Source organism: Brevundimonas vesicularis NBRC 12165, from assembly GCF_001592205.1.
Taxonomy (GTDB): Bacteria; Pseudomonadota; Alphaproteobacteria; order Caulobacterales; family Caulobacteraceae; genus Brevundimonas; species Brevundimonas vesicularis.
Window position 1 is genome coordinate 117,832 of the sequence record NZ_BCWM01000011.1, and the last position, 11,761, is coordinate 129,592.

General features: G+C 66.7%; 9 protein-coding genes. 6 read left to right on the plus strand and 3 right to left on the minus strand.

Going from position 1 to position 11,761, the window contains the following annotated elements; genetic code table 11:
* Window positions 1-91: 91 nt before the first annotated feature.
* The gene (dapF, locus tag BVE01S_RS10655) at window positions 92-922 is read right to left on the minus strand and encodes a diaminopimelate epimerase (protein ID WP_066627392.1); all 831 of its coding nucleotides are present in this window, start codon (window positions 920-922) and stop codon (window positions 92-94) included.
* Window positions 923-962: 40 nt separating this feature from the next.
* Between dapF and BVE01S_RS10660 the strand changes: the two genes are divergently transcribed.
* The 4 genes from BVE01S_RS10660 (at window position 963) to BVE01S_RS10675 (ending at window position 7,227) form a co-directional block, all read left to right on the plus strand.
* The gene (locus tag BVE01S_RS10660; protein WP_066627342.1) at window positions 963-1,757 is read left to right on the plus strand and encodes a potassium channel family protein; all 795 of its coding nucleotides are present in this window, start codon (window positions 963-965) and stop codon (window positions 1,755-1,757) included.
* Between the two features lie 100 nt (window positions 1,758-1,857).
* Window positions 1,858-4,032 carry a prolyl oligopeptidase family serine peptidase gene (locus BVE01S_RS10665; protein WP_066627353.1) on the plus strand — a complete coding sequence of 725 codons (2,175 nt, stop codon included), beginning with the start codon at window positions 1,858-1,860 and terminating at the stop codon, window positions 4,030-4,032.
* Between the two features lie 151 nt (window positions 4,033-4,183).
* Window positions 4,184-6,403, plus strand: a complete 2,220-nt coding sequence (locus BVE01S_RS10670; RefSeq protein WP_066627355.1) for a prolyl oligopeptidase family serine peptidase — start codon at window positions 4,184-4,186, stop codon at window positions 6,401-6,403.
* A gap of 68 nt (window positions 6,404-6,471) precedes the next feature.
* Window positions 6,472-7,227: a DUF1223 domain-containing protein gene (locus BVE01S_RS10675; protein WP_066627357.1), complete on the plus strand. Its 756-nt coding sequence runs from the start codon at window positions 6,472-6,474 to the stop codon at window positions 7,225-7,227.
* On the opposite strand, the gene BVE01S_RS10680 is transcribed toward BVE01S_RS10675, so the two are convergent.
* Complete coding sequence (locus BVE01S_RS10680; RefSeq protein WP_066627360.1) at window positions 7,224-8,300, minus strand: phosphotransferase family protein; 1,077 nt, start codon at window positions 8,298-8,300, stop codon at window positions 7,224-7,226. The genes BVE01S_RS10675 and BVE01S_RS10680 overlap by 4 nt on opposite strands.
* A 37-nt stretch (window positions 8,301-8,337) precedes the next feature.
* Window positions 8,338-9,867 carry a glycerol kinase GlpK gene (gene glpK, locus BVE01S_RS10685; RefSeq protein ID WP_066627364.1) on the minus strand — a complete coding sequence of 510 codons (1,530 nt, stop codon included), beginning with the start codon at window positions 9,865-9,867 and terminating at the stop codon, window positions 8,338-8,340.
* 38 nt (window positions 9,868-9,905) lie between these two features.
* Between glpK and BVE01S_RS10690 the strand changes: the two genes are divergently transcribed.
* Both BVE01S_RS10690 and BVE01S_RS10695 read left to right on the plus strand, forming a co-directional pair.
* Window positions 9,906-10,886: a threonine ammonia-lyase gene (locus BVE01S_RS10690; RefSeq protein WP_066627365.1), complete on the plus strand. Its 981-nt coding sequence runs from the start codon at window positions 9,906-9,908 to the stop codon at window positions 10,884-10,886.
* Window positions 10,887-10,948: 62 nt separating this feature from the next.
* Window positions 10,949-11,416, plus strand: a complete 468-nt coding sequence (locus tag BVE01S_RS10695; RefSeq protein WP_066627366.1) for a MaoC family dehydratase — start codon at window positions 10,949-10,951, stop codon at window positions 11,414-11,416.
* Window positions 11,417-11,761 lie beyond the last annotated feature (345 nt).

Sequence of the window (11,761 nt, forward strand, 5' to 3'; positions counted from 1 at the left end):
TAGAGGCTGGGACGGGCCGCGCCAACCCTTGACGCGGAGGAAGCCTGCGCAATCGGCCCGGAGCCTTACCTGCGCGTCAGCGTCAACGCCGTCAGATCGACAGCACGCCCGTCCGTTCGATCTCGACCGGCCCGGTCATCAGGACGTGATCGGTCTGCGCATCCCAGTCGATGACCAGTTCGCCGCCATCGACGACCACCGTCGCCTTGCGTTCGGTCAGGCCGCGCCGCGCAGTGGCGACCAGGGCGGCGCAGGCGCCGGTGCCGCAGGCCTTGGTCAGGCCGGCCCCCCGCTCCCAGACCCGCAGGCGAATGTGATCCCGGTCAAGCACGTTGGCGAAGCCGACATTGACCCCTTGCGGGAACAGCGGGTGATGCTCGACCAGCGAGCCGGATCCGGTGACGAAGCCGTCGTCCTGGCGGTCGGTGAAGAAGACCACGTGAGGATTGCCCATGGAGACGGCGCTGGGCGTGTGCAGGATCGGCGCGTCGATCGGGCCGACCTGAAGCTCGATCCCGCGCGTATCCATCTCTTCGGCCAGCGGCACCTGGGTCCAGTCCAGGCGAGGCTTGCCCATGTCCACGGTCACGCGGTGGTCGCCGGCGCGCGTTGCCGTCGTCGGCCCGCCCGCCGTGTCGATGACGACGCGGTCCGACGCGTTGGCCTGCATCAACAGCCAGCCGACGCAGCGCAGGGCGTTGCCGCAGGTCTCGACCATCGATCCATCGGCGTTCCACACCCGCATGAAGGCGTCGGCCGTGTCTGACGGTTCGATGGCGATCAGCTGGTCGAAGCCTTCGCCCGTCTGGCGGTCGCCCAGCGCACGAATCTGGTCCTCGCCGGGAGCGAACGGCTGTTCCAGCGCATTGACGACGACGAAGTCATTGCCGGCGCCGTTCATCTTGACGAAAGGACGGGTCATGCAGGCCATATAGGCCCAACCCAGCGTCGCGGAAACCAGCGTGTCCCAGACCGAAACCGACCCCAAGGACAACGGCCTGCGACTGCGCGCCCGGCTGCGGTACCTGTATCATGGCAGCCAACCGGCGGCGGTGAAGTTCCGGTTGACCGTCATCGTGATCGACCTGGCGATCATCGGCTTTTTCCTGGCGGCGCCCATCCTGAAGAACATGGGCTGGGCCTTCTATGCGCTGGACTATTTCATCGCCGCCATCCTGGCTCTGGATCTGGCCGCGCGGGCCTATGCCTATGCGAACATCAAGGATTGGCTGAAGCGGCCGATCGTCTGGGTCGACCTGTTCGTGCTGGCGACCCTGCTGTTTCCGGCCTGGCTGTTCAATCTCGGCTTCCTGCGGATGTTGCGGCTGTGGACCCTGCTGAACTCGGACTTCTTCTGGCGCACCGTGGGGGCGCGGTTCGACGATACGCGGGTGGAGGGGATCGCTCGCGCCCTGGCCAATCTGATCACCTTCGTCTTCGTGGCGACCGGCTTCGTCTATGCGACCTTCAGGGGGCATGACGGCATCGCCGGCTATGTGGATGCGCTGTATTTCACGGTGGCCACCCTGACGACGACGGGGTTCGGCGACGTCACCCTGCCGGGGCCGTGGGGGCGGTTGTTGTCCATCGCCGTCATGCTTGTCGGCATCACCCTGTTCCTGCGCCTCGCCCAGGCCCTGATCCGACCGCACAAGGTGCACTTTCCGTGCGACCGCTGCGGCCTGCAGAATCACGACCCCGACGCCGTCCACTGCAAGGCGTGCGGCAAGCTGCTCTGCATTCCCGACGAGGGTTGAGGCGGCGCGTCCCGCCGGTGTGACAAAACGGTAAGGTCGCACGGCTTGCCGCACGGGAAGGCGTCGTTAAGGTGCCGGCTTCGTTTTCGGGGACCTGTCCATGATCCGTACTTCCGCCGTCGCGCTTGCGACGCTTCTCGCCTCCACCAGCCTGACCTCGGTATCCATGGCCCAGACCCCAGCCTCCTCACCCGCTCCGGCCTCCGGCGGTTTCGCGACCAGCGATGCGACCGACCCCTATCTGTGGCTCGAAGAGGTCGAGGGCGAGCGGGCGATGGAGTGGGTCAAGGCCCACAACGAACGCACCTTCGCCGTCCTGCAAGGCGATCCGCGTTACGAGACCCTGCACCAGCAGGCGCTGGAGATCGTCCAGGCCCAGGACCGCATCCCGTCGCCTGGCTTCACCCACGACGGCCATATCGACAACTTCTGGCAGGACGCCCAGCATGTGCGCGGTCTGTGGCGTCGCACGACGCTGGACAGCTATCGCACCGCCACGCCCGAGTGGCAGACCATCCTCGACATCGACGCCCTGGCGGCGGCCGAGGGCCAGAACTGGGTCTACAAGGGCTCGACCTGCCTTCAGCCCGAAGAGCGCTACTGCCTGATCAGCCTGTCGAACGGCGGCAAGGACGCGGTAACCCTGCGCGAGTTCGACACGGTCGAGCGCAAGTTCGTCGACGGCGGCATCACCCTGCCGGAATCCAAGGGCGGCGCATCCTGGATCGACAAGGACACCCTGCTCATCTCGCGCGACTTCGGTCCCGGCACCCTGACCAACTCGGGCTATCCGATGGTGGTCAAGCGTATGAAGCGCGGCCAGACGCCCGACCAGGCCGCGACCCTGTTCACCGGCCAGCCGACCGACGTTTCGGTGTCCGGCTATACGCTGCGCGACGCCGACGGGGTGGTGAAGGCGACGCTGATCAACCGTTCGGTGGACTTCTATTCGTCCGAGACCTGGCGCCTGGGTGACAACGGCGCCCTGACCCAGCTTCAACTGCCGGCCAAGTCCGACATCACCGGCTTGGTCCAGGGCCAGCTTCTGGTGTCGCTGAAACAGGACTGGACCGCGCCGTCGGGTCAGGATTTCAAGACCGGCGACCTGATCGCCTGGCCGCTGGAGGCTTGGCTGGCGGATCAATCGACCCCGGCTCAGCTGGTGCTGCGCCCGACCGAGCGTCAGGCCATCGAGGGCGTCAACGTCACGCGCAACAGGCTGGTCGTCGCCCTGTACGACAATGTGCGCGGCTCGGTGCGGGTCTATACCCCCGGTCAGGGCGAGTGGGCCCACACGACGCTGGACCTGCCCCAGAACGTCTCGGTCGGCGTCGGTTCGGCCTCGGAGAAGGACGACAAGGTCTTTGTCAGCGTCACCGGCTATCTAAACCCCTCCAGCCTGTGGCTGGCGGATGCCGCGACTGGCGCGGTCGATCAGGTCAAGTCGATGCCGGCCAAGTTCGACGCCGCCGGCATGACGGTCGATCAGCACGAGGCCCGCTCGGCCGACGGGACCATGATCCCCTATTTCGTGGTGCATAAGGCGGACATGCCGCTGGATGGCTCCAACCCCACGCTGCTGTACGGCTACGGCGGGTTCGAAAGCTCGCTGCTGCCGGGCTATTCGGCGACGGTCGGCAAGCTGTGGCTGGAGCGGGGCGGCGTCTATGTCATCGCCAACACGCGCGGCGGCGGCGAGTTCGGCCCGCGCTGGCACGAGGCGGCCCTGCAACAGAACCGCCAGCGCGCGCACGAGGACTTCCAGGCCGTGGCCTTGGACCTGATCGCCCGCGACATCACCAGCCAGCCCAAGCTGGGCATCATGGGCGGCTCGCAAGGCGGGCTGTTCATGGGCGCGATGCTGACCCAGCGACCGGACCTCATCAACGCCGCCGTCATCCAGGTGCCTCTGTTCGACATGCTGCGCTTTCACAAGCTGCTCGCCGGCGCCTCGTGGATCGGCGAATACGGCAACCCGGACATTCCGGAACAGCGCGCCTGGATCGAGCAGTATTCGCCCTACCAGAACCTGCGGGCGGGCCAGCCCTACCCGGAAGTCTTCATCCATACCTCGACCAAGGACGACCGGGTCCATCCGGGTCACGCCCGCAAGGCGGCGGCGCGTCTGGAAGAGCTGGGCTATCCGGTGCTGTTTTATGAAAACGTCGATGGCGGCCACGCGGCCGGGGCCAACCTGCGCGAAACCGCGCGTCGTCTGGCGCTGGAATACACCTATCTGTCGCGCCGCCTGATGGACACGCCGGCGCAGGAATAGTCTCTGGTTCCGCTCATCCCCGCGAAAGCGGGGACCCAGTGCTTTCGCAAGGTTCGGCGACTGGGATCAGATTCAGTACGAACGGGCGACGCCGAACGTCCAAAGGTCTGGGTCCCCGCTTTCGCGGGGATGAGCGGAAAGTTTTGAAGCCATGCGTCACCTGATCCTGTCCGCCGCCATCCCCGCGCTTCTGATGGCCGCCTGCGCGAGTGCGCCTGTCGCGACCGGCGGCCACGGAATGGTGGTCTCCACCAACGACAGCCCTCCGCCCCACTTCCCCCGCGATCTGACTCCGGCGGGCGTCGCGGCGGCGGACGATCATCTGGCGCTGGAGCAGGTGGACGGGCCCGAAGCCATGGCCTTCGTCGCCGAGGAGAACCGCAAGTCCCTGGCCGCCCTGACCGGCGATCCGCGCTACGAGACCTTCCGCGCCGAGGCCCAGGCGATCCTGACGGCGACAGACCGCATCCCCAGCCCGTCCTTCCTGGGCGACGGCATCGGCAACTTCTGGCAGGACGCGACCAATCCCAAGGGCGTCTGGCGTCGCACGACACTGGACAGCTACCGGACCGCAACGCCGCAATGGGAGACCCTGCTGGACATCGACGCCCTGTCCAAGGCCGAGGGCAAGGACTGGGTGTTCAAGGGCGCTGACTGCCTGGCGCCGGACGACACCCGCTGCCTGATCAATCTGTCCGACGGCGGCAAGGACGCGGTGGTCGTGCGCGAGTTCGACCTGACGACCAAGCGTTTCGTGGACGGCGGGTTCAGCCTGCCCGAAGGCAAGCACCGCATCGAATGGCTGGACCGCGACACGCTTCTGGTCGCCACCGATTTCGGCGCGGGCACCATGACGGAGTCCGGCTATCCCTTCATCGTCAAGACGCTGAAGCGCGGCCAGACCTTGGCCCAGGCGACCGAGGTCTATCGCGGCGAACAGGGCGACGGCGGCTATGGCGTCAGCCCCGCCGTCTATCGCGACAAGGACGGCAAGGTGACCGCCGTCATCATCACGCGTCCGCTGGACACCTTCCGGTCGGAGGCGTGGAGCCTCGGTCACGACGGCAAGGCGACGAAGCTAGCCCTGCCTTCCCGAGTTTCGGTGTACGGCATGCTAAAAGGCCGCTTGGTTTTCTCGATTGAAGAGAACTGGACGTTCCACGACCAAGCCTTCGCTGCGGGAACTCTGCTAGCCTATGATCTAGTCCAGATGATGTATCCTGAGGAGCTTATAGTAAAGTCGCATTCTGCGGGGCCTTTGGTGTTCGCGCCAAACACGCGCCAGTCTGTTCAGCAGGTCGCAGTGCTTAATGATCGTCTTCTTGTCGCGATGACCGACAATGTCGCCGGTCGCTTGATCAGTTTCCGCTTGATTGAGATGCGGGGTGGCGCCGGTTGGGCAAGACAAGATGTTCCCGTGCCCCAGAACGTCGCGGTCGGGCTGGGCGACTCGTCCAAATCACGCGGCGAAGTCTTCGTCTCGACCCAGGGCTTCCTGGTCCCGCCGACCCTCAGCCTGGCCGATGCGGGCGCCGCGACTCTGACCACGCTGAAGTCGGCGCCGGCCAAGTTCGACGCGTCGCGCGACGTGACCGAACAGTACGAGGCCACTTCCGCCGACGGGACCAAGATCCCCTATTTCGTCACCCGCCCGCGCGACATGAAGCTGGACGGGTCCAACCCGACCGTCATGCTTGGCTATGGTGGTTTCCAGGTCAGTCTCAACCCGGCCTACAAGCCCGAGATGGGCAAGCTGTGGCTGGAGCGGGGCGCCGTCTTCGTCCAGGCCAATATCCGGGGCGGCGGCGAGTTCGGGCCCGACTGGCACCAGGCGGCGCTGGACGGCGATCGTCAGAAGGCCTTCGACGACTTCGCCGCCGTGGCGCGCGATCTCGAACAGCGCGGGATCACCAGCCCGCGTCGCCTGGGCATCTATGGTCGGTCGAACGGCGGGGTCCTGACCTCGGTGTCGATCACCCAGCACCCCGAACTGTTCAATGCGGCGGTGATCGAGAGCCCGCTGGTGGACATGTTGCGCTATCACGAACTGCCGGCCGGGGCGTCGTGGATCGGCGAATACGGCGACCCGCGCATCCCGGAAGAAGCCGCGTGGATCGCGAAATACTCCGCCTATCAGCAGCTCCGTCCGGGCCAGCCCTATCCGCGCGTCTATCTGACCACCAACACACGCGACGACCGCGTCCACCCCGGCCATGCGCGCAAGTTCGCCGCGCGCCTGGGGGATATGGGCTATGACCACCTCTATTATGAGGACACGGTCGGCGGCCACTCCAACGACGCCGACCCGGTCGCCAACGCCCGTCGCTGGGCCCGCCACTATGTCTATCTGTCGCAACAACTGATGGATTGAATGAAGCGGAGAGAGCCTCACGCGAATATGAGGCGCTCCATTGCAGCCCAAGGGCTAAGAACGATGGCATGAACACCAAGGGTTGGATCATCGCGGGCACGGTCATGGCGGGCGCCCTTGCAGCCGTCGCCTCGGCGGCCCAGCCGGCGGCGGGGCGTCCGCCGCTCGCGCCGCGCCATGCGACGGCCAACGGCCCGCCGGTGGTGGTCGAACTGTTCACCGCCCAAGGCTGTGGCGGCTGCATCGAGGCGAATGCGGCGGTGGAGAAGGCGGCGACCCAGCCGGGCGTCATCGCCCTGACCTATGGCGTCGACTACTGGGATTATCTGGGCTGGACCGACACCTTCGCCCGGCCAGAGTTCGTTCAGCGCCAGCGCGCCTATCGCGCCGCCCTGCGCCAGCGCGGCGTCTCGACGCCCCAGGTCGTGATCGACGGCCGACGTCAGGTGTCAGGCGCCCGCAGCGTCGAACTGGAAACCGCTATCGGCCAGGAGGCGGTGCGTCAGGCCTGGCCGCCGGAAATCGAATTCCGCGAGAACGGAGCCGGCGTCGGCGTCGGTTCCGGCCGCGCGCCGGTCGGCGGCGCTGAGGTGGTGGCGGTGACCTATACGCCCGGCCCTCAGGTGGTCGAGGTCCGCCAGGGCGAGAACCGCGGCCAGGCCGTGCGGCACATGAACGTCGTGCGCGGTGTGACGCGCCTGGGCGAATGGCGCGGCCGCCCGATGCTCTACGCCCTGCCGTCCGCCCGCCCCGGCGAGGCCGTAGCGGTGCTGGTGCAAGGCAAGACGGACAAGCGCATCCTGGGCGCCGCCGTCAGGGACTAGGCGCCGGCCTGCTTCGCAAAGGCCCACGCCGCGTCGCTGAGCGGGCCGACCTGGGCCGCCATCGTTCTGGCGTGGGCGCTGGCGGCGGTGCCGTCGCGGACCCGGCCGGCGATGCCTTGGCAGATGGCGGCTAGCCGGAACAGATTATAGGCGTAAAGCCAGTCGAGGTTGGCGGGTCGCATTCCCGTCGCGGCGGCGTAGCGTTCGACGGTCTCCTCGACTGACGGGATGCCCAAGGCCTCCAGATCGGCGCCGGCGAGGCCGTTGCGCAGCGAAGCAGGAATGGCCCAGGCGATCAGCAGATAGGAGAAGTCGGCCATCGGATCGCCCAGGGTCGACAGCTCCCAATCCAGCACGGCGCGAACCTCTGCTCGATCGGGCGCCAGGATCATGTTGTCGAGACGAAAGTCGCCGTGGACGATGCGGCTGGGCCCTTCAGCCGGGAGGCTGTCGGGCAGGAAGGCGATCAGCCGGTCCATCGCCGGAACCGGCTCGGTCTCCGACGCATGATACTGCTTCGTCCAGCGACCGACCTGACGCGCGAAATAGTTGCCGGCCTTGCCGTATTCGCCCAGGCCGATGGCGGCAGGATCGAAGGCGTGCAGCCGGGCCAGCGTATCCGTCTGGGCTTCATAGACGGCGCGGCGTTCGGCGGGCGTCAGGCCGGGCAGTTTCAAATCCCAGAAGATCCGACCCTCGACCTTGTCCATCACATAGAAGATCGAGCCGATGACGGTTTCGTCCAGGCATAGGGCATGAGGCTTGGCGACGGGGAAGCCTTGCGCGGCCAGAGCCGAGATGATCTGAAACTCGCGATCCACGGCGTGGGCGCTGGGCAGCAGGACGCCGGGCGGTTTGCGACGCAGCACATAGGCGGCCGAAGGCGTCACCAGTTCATAGGTCGGGTTCGACTGGCCGCCTTTGAACTGTCGCACCGTGAGCGGGCCGGCGTATCCCGAGACGTGGGCGCGCATCCAGGTGTCCAGCGCCGCCTCGTCCAGGCGATAGCGCGGATCGACCTCGCGCGTGCCGGAAAAGGCGCTTTGGGCGTCCAGCGGGGCGGCGTCGGTCATGCGGCGGTCCTCGTCGTTTCCTTGAGCCGTCCGGATCTCACGCCCGGTCCGACGCGGCGATGATGGCGGCCTTCACTGCGCGACGCCAGCCGGAAAGCAGACGCTCGCGCTCGTCCGCCTTCATGCGCGGTTTCCAGCAGGCAGATGCTTCAGCGGGTCGCGCCTGCAAGTCCGGCAAAAGGCCGACGCCCAGGGCCGCCAGGCGCGCGGCGCCCAGGGCCGTCATCTCCTGGAAGGCCGGACGCTCCACCTCGACCTCGCAGATGTCGGCGACGAACTGCATGGCGAAACTGTTGGCGGTGACGCCGCCGTCCACCTTCAGCGTCTTCAGCGGCGGGGCTCCGTCGGCGGCCAGGGCGTCGAGCAAATCGCGCGTCTGATAGGCCAGGGCTTCCAGCGCGGCGCGTACGAAATGGGCCGGACCGGAATCCCGTGTCAGCCCGACGATGGTCCCGCGCGCCTCCGGCTCCCACCACGGCGCGCCCAGACCCGTGAAGCCGGGGACCATATAGACCCCGCCGTTGTCCTTGAGGGTCTGCGCCATCGCCTCCGACTGGCGCGATTCCGAGATCAGCCCGACCCCGTCTCTCAGCCACTGGATCGCCGAGCCGGCCGAGAAGATCGATCCCTCCAGCGCATAGGCGGACTGGCCGTCGGCCTGATAGCCGAGCGTGCCCAACAGACGCCGTGTCGAGGCCACGGGCTCCGCGCCAACATTGGCGACCAGAAAGGCACCGGTGCCATAGGTGATCTTGGCGTCCCCGGCCTTCAGCGCCCCATGCCCGACCAGGGCCGCCTGCTGGTCCCCCGCCGATCCGGCGATGGGCAGAGGCTGGCCGAACATCGCCGGATCGCTCTCGCCGATCACACCCGCGCAAGGGACGATGTCAGGCAGGGCTTCGCGCGGGATGTCGAACAAGGCGCACAGGTCGTCACGCCATTCGACCGTCCTCAGATCCATCAGCGACGTGCGTGATGCATTGGTCGCATCGGTGGCGTGGACCCGGCCGCCGGTCAGCTTCCAGATCAGCCAGGCGTCGATCGTGCCCAGCTTGACCTCGCCCTTCATTGCACGCTCCCGCGATCCGGGCACAGCATTCAGGAGCCAGGCGAACTTGGTCGCCGAGAAATAGGGATCGAGGATCAGGCCGGTCGCGGTCTGGACCCTAGGCTCGTGGCCTTGGGCGGTCAGGCGTGCGGTGACGTCGGCGGTGCGGCGATCCTGCCAGACGATGGCGCGATGCAGCGGCTCGCCGGTCGCCGCGTCCCAGATCACGGCCGTTTCGCGCTGATTGGTGATGCCGATGGCGTTGAAGCGGGCGACGCCTCCGGCCTTGCGCACCACCTCTCGACAGGTCTGGAGCGTCGCCGCCCAGATTTCGGCGGCGTCATGTTCGACCCAGCCGGACTTCGGGAAATGCTGGGCCAGCTCGATCTGGCTGACCGCGACGGGCCTAAGATCCCCTTTTTCTTCGCCTACCGCGCTTCGCGCTGCTTGAGGCGCGACCTCGAAGGCGATGGCGCGGGTCGAGGTCGTGCCCTGGTCGATGGCGAGGATCAGGCTCATGGTTCTCTCCCGGCTGCGTCTTGGGCTAAGGGGAGCATATGACGACGCACCTGCCCAGCTATGAAGGCGTCCTCGACGCCGCCCGCCAGATTGACGGAGTCGCCGTCCGCACGCCCCTGCTCGAAAGCCCGGCTCTGAACGCGGCGGTCGGCGGGCGGGTTCTGATGAAGGCGGAAAGTCTGCAGCGCGCCGGAGCCTTCAAATTTCGTGGCGCCTACAACCGCATCAGCCGACTGACCGACGAGGAGACGGCGCGCGGCGTCGTCGCCTTCTCGTCCGGGAACCATGCCCAGGGGGTGGCCGCCGCAGCCGCCATGGTCGGGACGCCGGCCATCATCGTCATGCCGTCGGATTCGCCCAGGGTGAAAGTCGAGGGCGTGATCGGCTTCGGCGGCGAGGTGCGCTTCTACGACCGCTGGACCGAAAGCCGCGAGGCCATCGGCGCGGCCATCGCCGCCGAGCGCGGGTCGATCCTCGTGCCGCCGTTCGATGATCCCTTCATCATCGAGGGCCAGGGGACGACGGCGCTGGAAATGCTGGACCAGGCGGATGCGCCGTTCGACCAGCTGCTGTGCGGGGCGTCTGGCGGCGGGTTGATGGCCGGGATCAATCTGGTCATAGCCGAACGCAGTCCCGCGACGCAGGTGTTCGTGGTCGAGCCCGAAGCCTTCGACGACACGGCGCGATCGCTGGCGGCCGGAGAGCGGGTCGGGCATCCGCAAGGCGCGCCCTCGATCTGCGACGCCCTGATGTCGCCGATGCCGGGTGTGCTGACCTGGCCGATCAACCGGCGGCTGGCGGGGGCGATCACCGTCTCGGACGGCGAGGTCGCGGAAGCGATGCGGTTCGCATTCCGCCATCTCAAGATCGTCCTCGAACCAGGCGGCGCCGTCTCGCTCGCGGCCCTGCTTGCCAGAAAGATCGAGACGAAAGGACGGGCGACGGCCATCGTCCTTTCGGGCGGCAACGTCGATCCGACACTGTACGCCGAGATCATCGAGGGGCGCTTTGGCGGCTGAGGATCTTTCCTTCGTGGCAAGGGTCGGCCAACCTCACATCAAATGAACTGAGGAAACGCACAATGACCAAGGCTAGTGAACTTCAAGCATTGATCGGTCAGGAGGTTGGGGTGTCGAAATGGTTCGACGTCACTCAGGCCCGTATCGACGCCTTCGCCGATTGCACCGAAGACCACCAGTTCATCCATGTCGATCCGGAGGCGGCCATGGCCACGCCGTTCGGCGGAACCATCGCGCACGGCTTCCTGACCCTGAGCCTCGCTTCGGCCATGAGCTATGACGCGGTGGCGCCCCTGGAGGGTGTCTCTATGGGCGTGAACTACGGCTTCGACAAGCTGCGGTTCTTGGCGCCAGTGCCGGCGGGATCACGCATTCGTGGTCGCTTCAAGCTCTTATCGGCCGACGACAAGGGCGGCGGACGCTGGTTGCTGAAACACGAACTGACGGTCGAGATCGACGGGGCCGACAAGCCGGCGCTGATTGCGGAGTGGCTCGGGATGCAGATGGTCGATCCAAAAAACGAGACGTGACGCTCGCATAGGTTATGCCGCCGCGCGGTCCTAGATTGTGACGTGTCGAGGGCTTGTGATTAACCATTCTGTGGCCCAACCCGAAATTCACGTGTATCATCAAGGCCACGGTCTCAGATTTGCTGGTCGATATCGTCACGTTTCCGCCTCGACCTTATACGGCAAGGCTGGTAAGACCCGCGTAGGCGGTAGACCCGCCCCCTACTATAACAGAGGCGGAGGGATACCCCCCTATGCGTATGAAGACTTTCGTGCTGGCCTCCAGCGCAGCGGCCGCCCTGGCCCTGTCGGCTGGTGCTGCGTCGGCGGAACCCAATGGTTGGTACGGCGCCATCGACGCCGGTT